General features: G+C 67.6%; 16 protein-coding genes. 12 read left to right on the top strand and 4 right to left on the bottom strand.

Features of this window, described 5'->3' with window-relative positions; all coding sequences use genetic code 11:
* Positions 1-9: 9 nt before the first annotated feature.
* Together nrdR and E3O65_RS12160 are read left to right on the top strand one after the other, a co-directional pair.
* Positions 10-504: a transcriptional regulator NrdR gene (nrdR, locus tag E3O65_RS12165; RefSeq protein ID WP_134363963.1), complete on the top strand. Its 495-nt coding sequence runs from the start codon at positions 10-12 to the stop codon at positions 502-504.
* 8 nt (positions 505-512) lie between these two features.
* On the top strand, positions 513-1,550 hold the full coding sequence (locus E3O65_RS12160; RefSeq protein ID WP_134363962.1) for a quinone-dependent dihydroorotate dehydrogenase: 1,038 nt from the start codon (positions 513-515) through the stop codon (positions 1,548-1,550).
* Positions 1,551-1,560: 10 nt separating this feature from the next.
* Here E3O65_RS12160 and E3O65_RS12155 read toward each other — a convergent pair whose 3' ends face one another.
* On the bottom strand, positions 1,561-2,586 hold the full coding sequence (locus E3O65_RS12155) for an App1 family protein (protein WP_166785742.1): 1,026 nt from the start codon (positions 2,584-2,586) through the stop codon (positions 1,561-1,563).
* Positions 2,587-2,819: 233 nt separating this feature from the next.
* Between E3O65_RS12155 and E3O65_RS12150 the strand changes: the two genes are divergently transcribed.
* The 5 genes from E3O65_RS12150 to E3O65_RS12130 all read left to right on the top strand — a co-directional run bounded on the left by E3O65_RS12150 (position 2,820) and on the right by E3O65_RS12130 (position 6,763).
* The gene (locus E3O65_RS12150) at positions 2,820-3,473 is read left to right on the top strand and encodes a TetR/AcrR family transcriptional regulator (protein ID WP_134363961.1); all 654 of its coding nucleotides are present in this window, start codon (positions 2,820-2,822) and stop codon (positions 3,471-3,473) included.
* A gap of 92 nt (positions 3,474-3,565) precedes the next feature.
* Complete coding sequence (locus tag E3O65_RS12145) at positions 3,566-4,420, top strand: ABC transporter ATP-binding protein (protein ID WP_134363960.1); 855 nt, start codon at positions 3,566-3,568, stop codon at positions 4,418-4,420.
* Positions 4,417-5,103, top strand: a complete 687-nt coding sequence (locus E3O65_RS12140) for an ABC transporter permease (protein WP_134363959.1) — start codon at positions 4,417-4,419, stop codon at positions 5,101-5,103. The genes E3O65_RS12145 and E3O65_RS12140 overlap by 4 nt, the downstream gene beginning before the upstream one ends.
* Positions 5,100-5,840, top strand: a complete 741-nt coding sequence (locus E3O65_RS12135; protein ID WP_134363958.1) for an ABC transporter permease — start codon at positions 5,100-5,102, stop codon at positions 5,838-5,840. The genes E3O65_RS12140 and E3O65_RS12135 overlap by 4 nt, the downstream gene beginning before the upstream one ends.
* Complete coding sequence (locus E3O65_RS12130; protein WP_134363957.1) at positions 5,840-6,763, top strand: ABC transporter substrate-binding protein; 924 nt, start codon at positions 5,840-5,842, stop codon at positions 6,761-6,763. The genes E3O65_RS12135 and E3O65_RS12130 overlap by 1 nt, the downstream gene beginning before the upstream one ends.
* Before the next feature lie 14 nt (positions 6,764-6,777).
* Here the strand turns inward: E3O65_RS12130 and E3O65_RS12125 are convergent, their stop codons facing one another.
* Together E3O65_RS12125 and E3O65_RS12120 are read right to left on the bottom strand one after the other, a co-directional pair.
* A complete protein-coding gene (locus E3O65_RS12125; RefSeq protein ID WP_134363956.1) occupies positions 6,778-7,716 on the bottom strand; it encodes a M56 family metallopeptidase in 939 nt (312 codons plus the stop codon).
* A gap of 34 nt (positions 7,717-7,750) precedes the next feature.
* Positions 7,751-8,137, bottom strand: a complete 387-nt coding sequence (locus tag E3O65_RS12120) for a BlaI/MecI/CopY family transcriptional regulator (RefSeq protein ID WP_134363955.1) — start codon at positions 8,135-8,137, stop codon at positions 7,751-7,753.
* Positions 8,138-8,233: 96 nt separating this feature from the next.
* Between E3O65_RS12120 and E3O65_RS12115 the strand changes: the two genes are divergently transcribed.
* From E3O65_RS12115 to cydC, 4 genes are read left to right on the top strand one after another with little or no spacing between them, the layout of a single operon-like run.
* Positions 8,234-9,646, top strand: coding sequence for a cytochrome ubiquinol oxidase subunit I (locus E3O65_RS12115; protein WP_134363954.1), 1,413 nt, complete (start codon positions 8,234-8,236; stop codon positions 9,644-9,646).
* A 9-nt stretch (positions 9,647-9,655) separates the two neighbouring features.
* A complete protein-coding gene (cydB, locus tag E3O65_RS12110; protein WP_134363953.1) occupies positions 9,656-10,672 on the top strand; it encodes a cytochrome d ubiquinol oxidase subunit II in 1,017 nt (338 codons plus the stop codon).
* A 6-nt stretch (positions 10,673-10,678) separates the two neighbouring features.
* Positions 10,679-12,370, top strand: a complete 1,692-nt coding sequence (cydD, locus tag E3O65_RS12105; RefSeq protein ID WP_134363952.1) for a thiol reductant ABC exporter subunit CydD — start codon at positions 10,679-10,681, stop codon at positions 12,368-12,370.
* Positions 12,363-14,114 (top strand): thiol reductant ABC exporter subunit CydC, encoded by a 1,752-nt coding sequence (gene cydC / locus E3O65_RS12100; protein ID WP_422386420.1) that lies wholly within the window; start codon positions 12,363-12,365, stop codon positions 14,112-14,114. Before cydD ends, cydC begins: the two co-directional genes overlap by 8 nt.
* A 44-nt stretch (positions 14,115-14,158) precedes the next feature.
* Here the strand turns inward: cydC and E3O65_RS12095 are convergent, their stop codons facing one another.
* Positions 14,159-14,815, bottom strand: a complete 657-nt coding sequence (locus E3O65_RS12095; protein ID WP_134363951.1) for a DedA family protein — start codon at positions 14,813-14,815, stop codon at positions 14,159-14,161.
* Between the two features lie 135 nt (positions 14,816-14,950).
* On the opposite strand from E3O65_RS12095, the gene E3O65_RS12090 reads away from it, so the two are divergent.
* Positions 14,951-16,462 (top strand): M20/M25/M40 family metallo-hydrolase, encoded by a 1,512-nt coding sequence (locus tag E3O65_RS12090; protein ID WP_134363950.1) that lies wholly within the window; start codon positions 14,951-14,953, stop codon positions 16,460-16,462.
* Positions 16,463-16,553: the final 91 nt, after the last annotated feature.

Below are 16,553 nucleotides of genomic sequence, written 5' to 3'. Positions count from 1 at the left end.
GACACAACCATGTTCTGCCCGTTCTGCCGCCACCCGGACTCCCGAGTCATCGACTCGCGCACCAGCGACGACGGACTTTCCATCCGCCGGCGTCGGCAGTGTCCCGAATGTGGGCGCCGGTTCAGCACCACCGAGACCGCCAGCCTGAACATCGTCAAGCGCAGCGGGGTCGTCGAACCGTTCAGCCGCGACAAGATCGTGGCCGGCGTTCGCAAGGCTTGCCAGGGACGTCCGGTGACGGATTCCGACCTGGCCATGCTCGCCCAGCGGGTGGAGGAGACGATCCGACAGACGGGTGCGTCTCAGGTGAAGGCGAACGAGGTCGGGCTCGCAATCCTGCCTCCTCTGCGCGAACTCGACGAGGTAGCCTACTTGCGGTTCGCCAGCGTATACCAGGCCTTCGATTCGCTCGAGGACTTCGAGACTGCCATCTCCCGGCTGCGCACCGAGCCGGCAACTGAATCCGGCGCGGCAGCAGGCGCCAGCCGATCACCCGAACTGTAGGAGCCCCGGTGTACCCGCTCGTCTTCAGGTTCGTTCTGACCTGCCTCGACCCCGAGCGGGCCCACCATCTGGCGTTCACCGTGATCCGGGCGCTGCCCACGCTCGGGGTTGGCAGGCTCGTGAACCGTTTCATGCGGCCGCGCACGGATCTCTCGGTGCACACCCTCGGCCTGCGCTTCGAGTCTCCCTTCGGCGTTGCCGCGGGGTTCGACAAAGACGGTGGCGCTGTCATCGGGCTCGGCCAGCTCGGTTTCGGGCACGTGGAGGTGGGAACGATCACGGCAGTCGCCCAGCCGGGCAACCCGAGACCGCGACTGTTCCGCCTGGTCCGCGACCGCGCGGTGATCAACCGGATGGGTTTCAACAACGCCGGGGCCCGCGCCGCCCGGGTGCGCCTTGCCGGGGTGCGCGCCGTGACAGGCCGCCCGGTCCTGGGCATCAACATCGGCAAGAGCCGCGTGACCGCGGTCGAAGACGCCACGTCCGATTACCTGATGAGCGCCGCCCTGCTGGCGCCTCTCGCCGACTACCTGGTGGTCAACGTCAGCTCACCCAACACCCCAGGCCTGCGCGGGCTGCAGGAAATCGACCAGCTCGCACCGTTGCTGCGGGCGGTGCAGGCCGAAGCCGGCAGCACACCACTGCTCGTGAAGATCGCGCCCGACCTGGCCGACGACGAAGTGACCCGCATCGCCGCCCTCGTCGTGGAGCTAGGCCTCGACGGCATCATCGCGACCAACACCACCATCTCGCGCGCGGGCCTGGCTACGGATGCCGCAACAGTCCTGGCGGCCGGCGCCGGCGGGCTGTCCGGGGCGCCGCTGCGTGACCGTTCGCTGGCCGTTCTGCGACTGATCCGGGCACGCGTGCCCCGCGACCTCTGCGTGATCTCCGTGGGCGGGGTGGAAACCGCGGAGCACGTGGCCGAGCGCCTGGCCGCAGGAGCCACGCTCGTGCAGGGCTACACCGGTTTCCTCTACCGCGGGCCGCTCTGGGCACGCCAGATCAACCGCGGCCTCGACCGCATCCTGTCGATGACGCCCTGATCGCCAACTTCTAGATCAGGCCCTGCTCGGCGAGCTGGCTGGCCAGGGCGGAACCATCCGGACCGTACATCCAACGCTCGCGCGGTTCTTCTGGGCCGTCTTTCATGCGGCGCCCGGCCAGAACGGCCTCGCTGGCTGAGAGTTGCCGGATCGCGACGGCCTCGACGCTTCCCGGGAAGTCGCGCTGGAACTCGCTGTAGATGGCTTCGTCGTGCTGGCCATCGTCGCCGATCAGAATCCAGCGGATGGCCGGAAACTCCAGAGCCAGTCGGCGCAGGTTCGCCCGTTTGTGATCCTGTCCGCTGCGGAACCAGCGGTCGTGGGTGGGGCCCCAATCGGTGAGTAGGAGAGCTCCGGACGGATACAGGTTGCGGGACAGGAATCGCGTCAGCGTCGGCGCGACGTTCCAGGCTCCGGTCGACAGGTAGATCATCGGCGAGCCCTCGTTCTCCGCGGCGAGTCGGTCCAGCAGGACCGCCATCCCCGGCGTGGGAACCCGGGCGTGCTCGTCAAGGACGAAAGTGTTCCAGGCGGCCAGCAGCGGGCGGGGGAGCGTTGTCACCATCACGGTGTCGTCGACGTCGGAGAGGATTCCCCGGGTCACCGACGGCGCCACGATGAACACCGGCGCGTCGACCGGTGCGGCCGTGTCATCCGTGTGCACCTGGGCCGTGTGCCAGCCCGGAGCGAGGTTCACGGCGATGACAGTGTCAACGACGCCGCCGCGGTCGGCCTGCACGCGGTGCGAGTATCCGTTGATCTCGATGGTCACCGTCACGTCGTTGACCGGCACGCTCGTAAAGCTGCGCCAGCCGCGGATGCCGGCCTCGCGGCGGTCGGTGCGCCAATGCCGGCGAGTCAACGTGGAACCGGACCTGGGCGGCTTGGCCAGAAGTACCCGGCACAGGATACGAACCCACTCGGTGGAGCCGTAGCCCGCATACGGGATGACGGTGGGCAGGTATCCGCGCTTGCGGGCCGCCCGTTCACGTTTGTAGTGCAGCCAATCCTCGATGCGGGCGGCGCGGTGCATCATCTTGGCTGGCGTGCCCGTGGGCAGTATTCGAGGAGACTTCGACTTCGGCACCTCCCTAGTCTGACATGCGCGCGCGGATACTCGGCAGCGCGGAGCCCACGGTCGTCGACGCACGGGCGACGCGCCGGGCGAAGCATCGGGATTTCCAGGTCAGTCCGGGCGTAAACACGAGTCGAGAACGGGGGAGGTGAATTCGCACCCTAGTATTAGTGACTTACTCTCAAGGAGGACAAGTGTCACTCAGTGACCTTTTCGGTGGGGATCCTTTTGTGCCGGCCCAGCAGGTCCGCATCGAGCCGATTCAACAGCGCAGCACAGCACGTCTGTCCGGTCTGCTCGACGCAGCCGCCACTGTCGTGGACGAGGTCGGCTTCGACCGCATCACCACCGCCATGGTGGCGGAACGCGCTGGTGCGTCGATCGGAACCGTGTACCGGTACTACCCCGATCGCGTGGCCGTGCTGCAGGCCTTGCGGGAACGCGCCGTTCTGAGGTTCCGACACCGGGTGTCCGAGCAGCTCAAGATCAGTGCCGCGAAGAACTGGTGGGACACGGTCGATGTGGCCATCACCGCCTTCGTCGACCTGTACCGCTCGGAGCCGGGCTTCCGCATTATGCACTTCTCCGACCGCGAAGGCGCGAGCTCGGTTGAAGATCCCGAATCGGGCTTTTTCGCTCGCCGGGTGGCGGCCATGCTGGTCGAAGAGTTCGGTCTGGCCGGCGGGGACGAGCTTATCCTCCGGCTCGAGGTCGCGGTGGAGATGGGCGATTCGATCCTGTCCCGCGCGTTCCGCATCGATCCCCAGGGCGACGAACGCTTCATCGTGGAATGTCGCGTGGTCACGCACGACTACCTCGCCGGATACTACGGGCCGAACGTTCGCTAGGAATACCGGGATCCGGTTGGTCGGCAGCGCCTAGTGATGGTTGGGTGGTGTACCGTCCCGTGTCGACAGCAGTCGAGGAATGAGCCAGTCCTATGATCGAGTTCCGCTCGGTGAGCAAGCAGTTCCCGGACGGCACCCTGGCTGTCGATGACTTCAGCCTGACGCTGCCGTCACACCAGACCACGGTGCTGGTCGGGTCATCCGGTTCCGGCAAGACCACGTTGTTGCGCATGATCAACCGGATGGTGGATCCGAGTTCGGGCACGATCGAGATCGACGGTGCCGACATCGCCGCACTGGAGCCGGTGCAGCTTCGGCGCAGTATCGGCTACGTGATGCAAAACTCCGGCTTGCTTCCGCACCGCACCGTGATCGACAATGTCGCCACCGTGCCGCTTCTGCGCGGGGTCCCGAGAAGGAAGGCCCGCACCGAGGCCCTGTCCCTGCTGGACACCGTCGGGCTCGACCGCTCCCTGGCCGCGCGCTACCCGAACCAGCTTTCCGGTGGACAGCAACAACGCGTCGGCGTGGCACGCGGGCTGGCCGTCAACCCGAACATCCTGCTGATGGACGAGCCCTTCGGCGCCGTCGACCCGATCGTCCGGGCCGAACTGCAGCAAGAGCTGATCCGGCTGCAGAGCGAGCTCGGCAAGACGGTGGTGTTCGTCACCCATGACATCGAGGAGGCCTTCCTTCTGGGGGACCAGGTCGTCATCCTCCGCGACGGCGGTCGGATCGCGCAGGTCGGGTCGCCGTCGGACATCCTGGCGAAGCCGGCCGACGACTTCGTGGCCAGCTTCGTCGGCGCTGACCGAGGCAAGCGCGCCCTGCACGTGGAACGGCGCGGCGGCTCGGACATCCTGGTCGACACCGACGGCCGCCTGGCCGGCGTGCTCGTGGCGCCGAGCGCAGCCGATGCCACACCGGACCATCGGGCGCCGCGGTGACCTGGATCTGGTCGAACCTCGACCTGCTCTGGGATCGCACCCTCGACCACCTGGTGCTCAGTGTGCCGCCACTCCTGCTCAGCTTCCTGTTCGCGGTGCCGCTGGGCTGGGTGGCCAACCGGTACCGGATCAGCCGCGGGGTGATCCTGACGGCCAGTGGGTTGCTCTATGCCATTCCGTCGCTGCCGCTGTTCTTCGTGATCCCGGCCGTGGTCGGCACCAGCCTGCGGTCGCCGCTCAACCTGATCATCGCCCTCACTCTGTACGGGGTCGCGCTGATGGTGCGCGTGGTCGCCGACGGCCTCGCGTCCGTGGACAAGGACGTGCGGCAGTCCGCCGTCGCCGTGGGATATTCCGGTTGGAGCATTTTCTGGCAGGTTGAGCTCCCACTGGCCGCACCCGTGCTTCTGGCCGGCCTCCGAGTCGTGGCAGTCAGCACCGTCAGCCTGGCCACAGTGGGGGCCGTGATCGGTGCGCAGAGTCTGGGCAGCCTGTTCACGGATGGCTTCCAGCGCGGAATCCAGGCCGAGATCATTGCTGGAATCGTTTTGACGGTGGTCCTCGCCCTGCTGCTCGACGGTGCCCTCGTTCTGCTCGGCCGAATTCTGCTGCCCTGGACTCGGCTGGCGTCGACCAGCCGGCGGGCCCTGCGCGCCGCCCGCGTCACGGAGGTGTCGGAGTGAACCTCTTCGCGGACGCCCTGAACTGGATCTTGGATCCGGCGAACTACGTCGGGCCGGGAGGTATCCCCGTGCGCCTGGTCGAGCACCTCGGGTTCACTGTCGTGGCGGTGTCGCTGGCCGCCCTGATCGCGGTGCCCTTCGGGTTCCTGATCGGGCACACAGGCCGTGGCCGCGGCCTGGCCGTGGCCACCTCCGGAGGCCTTCGGGCCATCCCGACCCTGGGCCTGCTGACCCTCGTGGCGCTCTGGGTCGGAATCGGGCTCGGGGCGCCGTACGTGGCGCTCACGATCCTGGCGATCCCGCCGATCCTCGCAGGGGCCTACACCGGTTTCGAGGCCATCGACCGCACCGTGATCGATTCGGCCCGGTCCGTCGGGATGTCCGAGGCGCAGATCATGCGCACGGTAGAGGTGCCGTTGGGGTTGCCGCTCCTGATTGCCGGGATCCGGTCGGCCACCCTCCAGGTGGTCGCCACGGCGACACTCGCGGCCTACGTGGCGGATTTCGGCCTCGGCCGGTTTTTGTTCGCCGGGTTGAAAACCCGCGACTACGCGGAGATGCTGGGTGGGTCCATTCTGGTGATCCTGCTGGCAGTCCTGCTCGAGGGAATATTCACCGGTGTGCAGCGACTTGTCGTCCCCAAGGGCGTCGCCGCGGCACGCCCCTCAGTCGACCGAGGCCGGTCAGCCCGACCTGCCTCGGGGATGGATCCCGCCATCACGAAAGGAACCCACTAATGTTCACAGCAAACAAAGGCCGGCTCGCGGCGGTCGCCGCGGTCGCGGTTGGGGCCGTCGTAGCCCTTGCAGGGTGTGCGTCCGGTGATCCGCTGGACAGCGGAAATACAGACGAGGGGTCTGCAACCCTGGTGATCGGTTCGCAGGACTACTACTCGAACGAGATCATCGCCGAGATCTACGCCCAGGCGCTCGAGGAGAACGGCTTCACGGTCGACCGCCAGTTCAAGATCGGCCAGCGCGAGGTCTACCTGCCCGAGATCGAGTCCGGCTCCATCGACGTGTTCCCCGAATACACCGGCAGCCTGCTGCAGGCCCTGAACCCAGACGCCGCCGGCGGCACCGCCGCCGAGACCTACGAGCAGCTGCGCGAGCAGCTACCCGACGGACTGAACGTTCTGGACATGGCAGAGGCGACCGACCAGAACTCCTGGACCGTCACCCAAGCCTTCGCTGACACGTACAGCCTGACCGACATCGCGTCACTCACCAACGTCACCGAGCCGATCACCGTCGGCGGACCGTCCGAACTCCAGACCCGCCCCTACGGACCGACGACCCTGACGGAGAAGTACGGCATCCCGATCGCCGGTTTCACGCCGATCGAGGATGGCGGTGGTCCGCTCACGATCAAGGCCCTCGTCGACAACGACATCCAGATCACGAACGTCTACACGGCCAGCCCGAACATAAAGTCGGACAACCTTGTCGCCCTGGACGATCCCGATGGTCTCTTTTTCGCTGACAACGTCGTGCCCCTCGTCTCCGACAAGGTCGACGACAAGGCCGGCACGGTGCTCAACGCCGTCAGTGCCGCGCTGACCGCCGAGGACCTGGTCAGCCTGAACTCAGAGAGCGTGAATGACGAACTCTCGGCCGAAAAGATCGCCACCGCCTGGCTCAAGCAGGCGAAGCTCTTCTAGAGCGCGCACCGTCGTCAGGCGAGCATCAGAAGCAGCGTCGGTAGCAGCAGAAGTGCTGCTGCCGACGCCGCAACGGCCAGAACGGCCGGGGCAGGCAGTGGTGCCGGAGGTGTGATCAGCCGGCGCACGCGCGGCGAGACGAGGTCGAACGGATGGTCCGGGCCGTCGGCGAGTTCGACATCCGTTCCCAGCGGGTCCACCTGGTGAGCCGACCCGACCAATGCGATCGCGGTAGCCAGCGTTCGGTCGTCGACCGCCCGCCGCGCCTGATCATCGGCGAGCATCTCCACCAGCAGCGCGACCGCGTTCTCGGCGCGATTGGCGATCGGGAACCACGGCAGCGCACTGTGCCAGGACTTGAATGCGAGCAGCACCAGGTGGTGCTTTTGCATCAGGTGCGCGTGCTCGTGGGCGATGACCGCGCGCAGTTGATCGTCGTCGAGGAGTTGCAGGAGGCCTCGCGACAACACGGTCGCTGACCGGGTCGCGCCGGGCAGGCAATAGGCGACCGGTGCGTCGTGCTCGATCACCCGCGTTCCGGAATGCTCCGCCAGCGGCTGGCTGAGCAGGCCGATCAGGTGCCGGTGACGACGGTGCTGCCGCTCGGCGCGGAAGAAGGTCGCGGCTAGGTTCAGCAACAGGTGGCTGCCGAGGATCAGGGCTGCGCACAGCATGAGGACCGCGACGAATGACGGTTCGTCGGGCAGCGTGCCTGCCACCAGATGCCCGCCCAGCGAGCGGATGCCGTCGAACAGGTTCATCCCGAAGGGGATCAGCCCGAAGCCGAGCAGGGAGCCGATCATCGACAGTCCGCCCGCCAAGGCGATGGACTGCCACAGAACCAGGGCCACGGCAGGGGAGCGGGCGGGCCAGCGGGCGGCGGAAAGCAAGATCGGGACCGGGCCGGCGAGCAGAACGGCCACTATCCCGAGAATCACAGCAGTGGCGAACACGACGCCTCCGGCCGGTATCCGAGTGGTAGGCCTCTCACTCGTGAGCGAGCGGCGCGGAGTCGAGAAGGCGGCGCAGCGTCGCGGCCTCCTGCGGGGTGACGTCACCGATGAAGCGGGCCAGCGCGGCCTGCCTGTCCGGAGCGGTCCCGAGCACCTCGTGCATCAGGTCCGCCGTGTGCTCGGCGCGGGTCGCCACGGCCCGGTAGCGATGCGGACGCTTTTCGCGGTCCCGGGTGACAAAACCCTTTGCCTCCAGGCGGGACAGCATGGTGAGCACCGTCGTGGTCGCCAGCGGTTTGCGCCTGGCGACCGAGGCCGCCGGTGTGAGCAGGCGGTCTCGGAGGTCGGTCGCAGGCAGCGGCTCCGAGGAGTCCCACAGGACATCCATCAGCAATCTCTCGAGCACACCCAAACTACTCATACGGGGGAGTCTAGCTTGCGATCGTGAACAGTTCTACGGAGTGTAGAAGAGTAATGTTCTACACAGTGTAGAAAACCCGATGACGCTGGAGGGCGCATGAACGAGTGGCTTGATCCGTTACTCCTGTCGAGATGGCAATTTGGTCTGACGACCGTCTACCACTTCCTATTCGTGCCGCTCACGATCGGCCTGGCGTTCACCGTCGCCCTCTTCCAGACCGCCTGGGTGCGCACGGACAAGGCCAAGTACCTGCAGCTCACCCACTTCTTCGGCAAGATCTTCCTGATCAACTTCGCCATGGGCGTTGTCACCGGAATCGTGCAGGAGTTTCAGTTCGGCATGAACTGGTCGGACTACTCCCGCTTCGTCGGTGACGTGTTCGGAGCTCCTCTCGCCTTCGAGGGCATCACGGCGTTCTTCCTGGAGGCCACGTTCATCGGGCTGTGGATCTTCGGCTGGGACAAGTTGCCGCGCGGCCTGCACCTCGCCACCATCTGGCTGACGACGGCCGGCTCCATCGCGTCGGCATACTTCATCCTCGCGGCAAACGCGTTCATGCAGAACCCGGTCGCCTTCCGCATCAACGAGACCCGCGGCCGCGCGGAGCTGACCAGCATCGGTGAGCTCCTGACCAACCCGATCGCCCTGGCCTCATTTCCGCACACGATCTTCGCCTGCTTCATGGTGTCGTCTGGCCTGATCATCTCGGTGGCCGCCTGGCACCTCCTGCGCAAGCAGAACGAGGACACCATGCGTCCTGCGCTCAAGCTGGGCATGTGGATGATGGTCGTCTCCGGTGCACTCACCACGTTCTTCGGCGACTCGCTGAGCCTCGCCATGACGGCGGCACAGCCCATGAAGATGGCCGCAGCCGAGGCGATGTACAAGACGGCGACGGGCGCCGAGGCGTCCTTCTCGATCTTCACCCTCGGCACCCCCGACGGTGTGAGCGAACTGTTCTCGATCCGCATCCCGTACCTCCTGTCCTTCCTGTCGACCCACACGCTCAACGGGACCGTCGAGGGCATCGACAACCTGCAGGCGCAGTATGTGACGCTCTACGGCCCCGGCGACTACACGCCGACCATCTGGATCACCTACTGGGCGTTCCGCTGGATGATCGGTCTGGGCATCGCGCACATCCTGGTCGCCGTCGTCGGCCTCTGGCTGACCCGCAACGGTGGCACCCCGAAGGCCACCTGGGTCTGGAAGATCGCCATCTGGAGCTTCCCGTTCTCGCTGATCGCCATGAGCGTCGGATGGGTCTTCACCGAGATGGGCCGGCAGCCCTGGCTCGTCTTCGGACTCCTGCGCACCCAGGACGGCGTTTCACCCAACGTCAGCGGCGTGGAGATCCTGATCTCATTGATCGCGTTCACGCTGATCTACGGTGCCCTCGCGGTCGTCGAATTCAAATTGATCCTGCAGGCAGTGCGGAAGGGACCTGCCCCGGTGGCGGAACCCGACCCGGTGTCCGGCAAGATCAAGCCACAGGTCACGGTCTACTAGGAGCGCATGATGGAACTCAACATTCTCTGGTTCTGGATCATCGGCGCCCTGTTCATCGGTTACTTCGTGCTCGACGGTTTTGACTTCGGCGTCGGCATGTCCCTGCCCTTCCTGGGGAAGGACGACCTCGACCGCCGGGTCATCATCAACACCATCGGGCCGGTCTGGGACCTCAACGAGACCTGGCTGATCGTGGCCGGCGCGGCCCTCTTCGCCGCGTTCCCGGAGTGGTACGCCACCCTGTTCAGCGGGTTCTACCTGGCCCTGCTCGTGATCCTGCTCGCCCTCATCCTGCGCGGTGTGTCGTTCGAATACCGGCACCAGCGCCCGGAAGCGGCATGGAAGAAGCGCTTCGACCTCATGATCGTGATCGGGTCAGCGGTCCCGGCCCTGCTCTGGGGCGTCGCCTTCTCCAACATCGTGCAGGGCGTGCAGTTGGACGCCGGCCACAACTACATCGGCTCCTTCTTCGACCTGCTCAACCCATACGCCCTCCTCGGCGGGCTCACCACCCTGCTCCTCTTCTTCACCCACGGCGTGGTCTTCATCTCACTCAAAACCGAGGGGGACATCCGTCTGCGCGCTCAGAAGCTGGCCGTGAGGGCCGGGATCGTCACCATCGTGGTGGCGGCCTCGTTCCTGGTCTGGACCACTCTGGAGTTCGGCAGCCTGGCCACCGGCGTCTTCGCCGGTTTGGCCGCCGTCGCCCTGATCGTCTCGTTCCTCGCAAACCTGCGCGGGTCGGAAGGGTGGGCGTTCACGCTGATGGCGGCGACCATCGCCCTCGCCGTGCTGTCGCTCTTCGCCTCGCTGTTCCCCGATGTGATGCCGGCAAGCAATGACGCGGCCAACAGCCTGACGATCGAGAACGCGTCGTCCACGCCTTATACGCTGAAGGTGATGAGCTGGACCGCCCTGTTCGCGATGCCGGTCATCTTCCTGTACCAGGGCTGGACCTACTGGGTCCTGCGAAAGCGGGTCAGTCGCGCGACCGTCTCCGCCGCCGTGGAGACGGCCGTACACTAAACGTAAATGCGCCCCTTCGATCCTCGGCTCCTTCGCTACGCGACCGCCGCCCGGTGGTTCCTGTTGGTCGGGGCCCTGCTCGGACTGGCGCAGACCGTCACGGTCATCGCGTTCTCCTGGCTGCTGAGCCAGAGCGTGACCCTCGCGGTCACGGGCGCGTCTCTGGCGTCGCTGGCCGGCACCATCGGCACCCTGGCCGGCGTGATCGTGGTGCGGGCCGTGCTGGTCTGGCTGCTCGAGGTTGCCTCCACCCGCGGGGCAGCCCAGGTCAAGAGCCAGCTGCGCCGCCAGGTGCTCGACCGGGTCGCCGAGCGAGGCCCGGACTGGCTCAGCGGCCATGCCAGTGCCGCCGTCTCCACCCTGGTCACCCAGGGGCTGGATGCCCTCGACAATTACTTCGCCCGCTATCTGCCGCAGCTCCTCCTGGCAGCCATCAGCACACCCCTGCTCATCCTGGTGATGCTCTCGCAGGACCTGCCCAGCGGCATCACCGTCATTGTGGTGCTGCCGTTCATACCCGTTTTCATGGTGCTGATCGGTCAGGCCACCCAGTCCGTGCAGCGACAGCAGTGGGAATCCCTGCAGCGTCTGTCGACCGGGTTCCTCGACCTCGTCGGCGGGCTCGGCACGCTCAAGATCTACGGTCGGGAGCGGCGCCAGTACGCCCGCGTTCACAGCATCACCGAGGACTACCGCACCCGCACCATGAAGGTGCTGCGAGTGTCCTTCCTCAGCGGCTTCGTGCTCGAACTGGCGGCCAGCCTGTCGGTGGCCCTCGTCGCCGTGTCGATCGGCCTGCGCCTCGTCGACGGCAGCCTCGCCCTCGGTGTCGGCCTGTTCGTGCTGCTGCTTGCCCCGGAGGCCTTCCTGCCGGTGCGGCAGGTCGGCGCCCAGTTCCATGCCGCGGCCGACGGCCTGGCTGCCGCAGAAGAGGTGTTCGCCCTGCTCGAGGACGGCGATGCGGGGACCGCGGCCTCGTCCTCGGCTCCGGCCGCCGCCTCCGCCGCCTCCGCCGCCGCCTCCGCCGCCGCCGCCTCCGCCGGCGCGTCCGGCCCGGCGGAGGACGGTGTGCTCCGGTTCGAGCACGTCACGATCCGGCGGGGCACGGATGTCCCGGTGCAGGACTTCAGCGCCGAGTTCCGCCCCGGCGAACTCGCCGTGGTCGTAGGCCCGAGCGGCGCCGGAAAGTCCTCGCTGGTCGCCGCCCTCCAGGGGTTCGTTCCGTTTGACGGGCGGATCGTACTGAACGGTGCCGCGCAGACCCCGGGAACACCGCGACCCTGGCTGGCGTGGGCAGGGCAACGACCGGGACTGTTCCAGGGAACCGTCGCCGACAACCTGGCGCTCGGCGACGCATCCGTCGACCTGGGAACCGTTCTGCGGTCGCTCGAAAGCGCCGGTGCCGGCGACCTGGACCCGGCAATCGTGCTGGGCGTCGCCGGCGAGGGCCTCTCAGGGGGGCAAGCCCAGCGTGTCGCGACTGCCCGCGCCGTCTACCGTGCGACGACCCACGACTGCGCCGTGCTGGTTCTGGATGAGCCCAGCTCCGCCCTCGACGAGGCCGCGGAAACCGTTCTCGTGGTCGGCCTGCGACGTCTTGCGCGGGAGGGACGGATCGTGATCGTGGTCAGCCACCGGCCGGCCCTGAGGAGCGCCGCCGACCGGATTGTTGCCCTGACCGAGGTGGCCCATGTCTGATTTCCGCACCACAGCCAAGGCCAGGACGGTCGCCGGCACGCCGGCCGCAGTCTCGGCCGAGATGCGCGCCGTTCTGCGCTTCGCCCAGCCGTCTGCCCGCCACTTCGCCCCCGGCCTCGCCGCGGGTGTGCTGAGCGCGTGCTTCGCGGTGGCCCTGCTGGCGTCGTCGGCGTGGCTGATCACGCGTGCGGCCGAGCAGCCGCCGATCATGTTCCTCTCGATGGCGGTCGTCGGAGTGCGGGCGTTCGCGCTCGGCCGATCCGCGTTCCGCTACCTCGAGCGGTTGGCCAGCCACGACGCTGCTTTCCGCCAACTGGCGCACCTCCGCCTGGGCGTGTTCGCGCGCATCCTGCCGCTGGCCCCCGCCGGTCTCGGGGGCACGAGCCGCGGCGACCTGCTCAGCCGCCTCGTGCGCGACGTGGACGACCTGCAGGACTTCCCGCTGCGTGTGGTGCAGCCGCTGGCCACGGCGGGCATCCTCGCGAGCGTGAGTGTGCTCGGTGTCTGGTTGGTGCTGCCCGCCGCCGGCGTCACGCTCGCACTCTCGCTGCTCGCCGGGGGACTGCTCGCCACGATCGCCTCCACTGTGCTTTCCGCCCGGTCCGAGAGGCTGCTGGCACCACTGCGCGGCACGCTCGCCGGAGAAGTGCTCGAGGTGGTCGAGAACCTCGACGTGCTGAGCGCGTTCGGCGCCCTCGATGCCCGCCTCGCCACCCTCGCGGCCGCCGATGACCGGCTGTGCCGCGCCTCGCTGCGACGGTCGCTGGGGGTAGGTGTGCAGGGCGCCGTGCTGTCGCTGTTTGCGGGACTGGCCACGGTCGGCGCACTCTGGGTGGGGATTCCGGCCCTGTCCGGGCCGGGCGGAATCAGCGGTCCGGGCTTCGCCGTGGTGGTTCTCGTGCCGATGGCCGTGTTCGAGGTTTTCGCTGTGATCCCGCTCGCGCTCGGCGTCTGGCGCCAGGTGCGCTCCAGCGCCGCGCGGGTGGCGTCGGCCGTGCCGACCAGCGTCCCCGCGGAGATTCCGGCGGAGTCGGTAAACGTGCCGACGGATGCACCGCCGGATGCGCCGACCACCACGAGCGTCGGCGTCCGCCCGGTGCTCGAACTCACCGACGTCGGCGCCAGCTGGCCCGGTTCCGCCACCCCGGCGGTCACCGGCATCACTCTGCGCCTGGCGCCGGGGGACCGCGTGCACCTGGCCGGTCCGAGCGGCGCCGGCAAGACCACGCTGGCCCAGACCCTGGTGCGCTTCCTCGATTACACGGGCTCATACCGGCTCGACGGCGTTGAGGCGCGCACGCTGGCTCCGGCCGAGGTACGTAGCCGGGTGGGACTGTGTGAGCAGCGTCCCTGGCTCTTCGACGACAGCATCCGACAGAACCTGCTCTTCGCCCGGGAGACGGCCACCGACCCCGATTTGCTGGCCGTGCTCGACCGGGTCGGCCTGGGGGACTGGGCCGCCCGGCGGGGCGGCCTCGACGCCCGGGTCGGTGAGCGGGGTGCCTTGGTCTCCGGCGGCCAGGCTCAGCGAATCGCCCTGGCGCGTGCCCTGCTGGCGGACTTCCCGGTGCTCATCGTCGATGAACCCACCGCCAACGTCGACGAGGAGCAGGGCGACCGGCTCGTGCGGGACATCCTGGTCACGGCGCAGGAGGACGGCCGAGCGGTGCTGCTCATCTCGCACACGCCGGTACCGGACGACCTGATCACCGCGAGGGTCGTCGTTCCCGGCCCGGCCCGCTGAACGCGGCCGCCGAGGAGCGGCGCGGCACCACCTGCGCTGAATTGTCAGACGATCGGGGGCTCAGGCTGCTCCATGTGGCGCTCCTCGCGGCGGTGCAGCCACCGTTTGACCAGGAACACCAGCAGAACGAAGACTGCGATCGCGCCCACGAAGAGGTACCCGGCGAAGTGAAGCCGGTCGGAGAGCTCGCGGTAGCCCTCGGCGGCGGCCGAACCGATCGAGACGTAGGCCACCGCCCAGATCACGCAGGCCGGCACTGTCCACTTCATGAAGGTCCGGTAGGGCATCGGGCTCATACCCACGGTCAGCGGGATCAGCGAGTGCAGCACCGGAAGGAACCGCGACAGGAACACGGCGATTCCGCCGCGCCGGGCGAGGTAGATCTCGGCCCTGGCCCAGTTGCGTTCGCCGAGTCGGCGCCCGAGGCGGCTCATCCGGATCCACGGCCCGAAGTGTCGGCCGAGCGCGAAGCCGATACTCTCGCCGATCAAGGCCCCGACGATCACCGCGACGACGAGCCCCAGGAACTCGGCCGTGTTGCCCACCGCAGTGCTGGCCACAATCACGATTGAATCGCCCGGCACGACCAGGCCGACGAGCACGGATGTCTCCAGCAGCATGCCGAGTCCGGCCAGCAGGGTGCGCAGAACCGGGTCAACGCTGGACACAGTGTCAAGGATCCAGCTGAGGATGTCGTTCACGCATCACAGCCTAAGCCGTGCACCCGCGACGAGGCTGGGGACAGCCCTTGCCCCGCGACCGGGGGATACGCTAGCGTCGCCGCAGGGCCGCTCAACGCCGACCGGCCCACGTTCGATCCAGTCTGAGGGACCCTCATGAAACAGAATCGGAACATTCGTCTCGCAGCCATCGGCACCGCCGTGGCCCTATCCGTCAGCGTCGGGCTACCTGCCCACGCCGACAACGGAACGGACACCGGCGCGCTGCGCGAAGCCGTCACCGCCGCCGGAATCATCGACCACCTACAGGCGCTTCAGGACATCGCGGATGCCAACGGCGGCACGCGAGGATCCGGCACTCCCGGGTACGAGGCATCCGCCGTATACGTCGAAGAGCAGCTCGAGGCCGCGGGGTACACGCCGATCCGGCAGCCGTACTCCTACGAACAGTTCGTGCTGAACGCGGAGTCGTTCGCGCAGCTCACTCCCACCCCCACCACCTACGCCGTCGGCACCGACTTCGCGACGATGAGCTACTCCGGCTCGGGGACGGTCACGGCTCCGGTTCAGGCGGTCGATGTCAACCTGGTTGGCGACCGGGCCTCGACCAGCGGCTGCGAGGCTGCGGACTTCGCCGGCTTCACGCCGGGCAATGTCGCGCTGGTTCAGCGTGGCACCTGCACCTTCCGGATCAAGGCCGACAACGCGATCGCTGCGGGCGCTGCCGGCGTGGTCATCTTCAACCAGGGCAACACCGACGACCGCCTCGGTCTGCTCAACGGCACGCTCGACGCCCCGCGTCCTGCCGTTCCGGTTATCGGAACGACCTTCGCACTCGGCGCGGCTTTGGCCGCACAGCCAGCCCCGTCCGTGCGGCTGGCCGTGGACGCCGAGGTCGTCGTCACTGAATCCTTCAACATCCTGGCCGACTCGGCCGGTCGCGCCGACCGCACGGTCGTGGCCGGAGCGCACCTCGACTCCGTGGCCGAGGGCGCGGGGATCAACGACAACGGCAGCGGTAGCGCCGCCATCCTGGAAACCGCCATCCAGCTTGCCGCCTCCGGCAACGCTCCCACCAACCGGGTGCGGTTCGCGTTCTGGGGCAGTGAGGAAGTGGGACTGGTCGGTTCCGAGTACTACGTGTCGCAGTTGACGAAACGCCAGATCAAGGAGCACGCCGTCAACCTGAACTTCGACATGGTCGCCTCACCGAACTTCGTGCGCTTCGTCTACGACGGTGACGGCTCGTCCTTCGGCACCGCCGGGCCGAACGGGTCGGCACAGGTCGAGAAGGTGTTCCTGGACTACTTCGCCTCGCAGGGGCTGGCAGTTGAACCCACTGAGTTCGACGGTCGATCCGACTACTTCGGGTTCATCGAGAACGGCATTCCGGCCGGTGGGCTCTTCACCGGTGCGGAAGACGTGAAGACGGATGCTGAGGCGGTCACCTACGGCGGCACCGCCGGCGCACCGTACGATGCGTGCTACCACGCGGCCTGTGACGACATCACGAACATCAACGCGGAGGTACTGGAGCAGATGGCCGACGCCATCGCGCACACGACGATGACGTTCGGCGAGACCACGTCCGCGGTCAACGGCACGTCCAAGGGCGGTGGTTCCGGCACCACGAATCTCCAGTACAAGGGCAGCCACGCGGTGAAGTAGCAGCACTGTCGCGCCTGTCACGTCACAGAGAGGGGACCGCCTGCGGGCGGCCCTCTCTCTGCGTCCTCTCTGCGGTCCCGGGTGCGGTCCC

The sequence above is a fragment of the Cryobacterium breve genome, from assembly GCF_004402375.1.
GTDB classification, from domain to species: Bacteria; Actinomycetota; Actinomycetes; order Actinomycetales; family Microbacteriaceae; genus Cryobacterium; species Cryobacterium breve.
The sequence above is the reverse complement of the archived record's forward strand: the minus strand, read 5'-3'. Positions and strand labels throughout refer to the sequence as shown.

Coding starts and splice junctions, on each gene's coding strand:
- cydB (WP_134363953.1), top strand. CDS start 9,656: ATGGAACTCAACATTCTCTGGTTCTGGATCATCGGCGCCCTGTTCATC.
- E3O65_RS12155 (WP_166785742.1), bottom strand. CDS start 2,586: ATGATGCACCGCGCCGCCCGCATCGAGGATTGGCTGCACTACAAACGT.
- cydD (WP_134363952.1), top strand. CDS start 10,679: ATGCGCCCCTTCGATCCTCGGCTCCTTCGCTACGCGACCGCCGCCCGG.
- E3O65_RS12120 (WP_134363955.1), bottom strand. CDS start 8,137: ATGAGTAGTTTGGGTGTGCTCGAGAGATTGCTGATGGATGTCCTGTGG.
- E3O65_RS12115 (WP_134363954.1), top strand. CDS start 8,234: ATGAACGAGTGGCTTGATCCGTTACTCCTGTCGAGATGGCAATTTGGT.
- cydC (WP_422386420.1), top strand. CDS start 12,363: ATGTCTGATTTCCGCACCACAGCCAAGGCCAGGACGGTCGCCGGCACG.
- E3O65_RS12090 (WP_134363950.1), top strand. CDS start 14,951: ATGAAACAGAATCGGAACATTCGTCTCGCAGCCATCGGCACCGCCGTG.
- E3O65_RS12145 (WP_134363960.1), top strand. CDS start 3,566: ATGATCGAGTTCCGCTCGGTGAGCAAGCAGTTCCCGGACGGCACCCTG.
- nrdR (WP_134363963.1), top strand. CDS start 10: ATGTTCTGCCCGTTCTGCCGCCACCCGGACTCCCGAGTCATCGACTCG.
- E3O65_RS12130 (WP_134363957.1), top strand. CDS start 5,840: ATGTTCACAGCAAACAAAGGCCGGCTCGCGGCGGTCGCCGCGGTCGCG.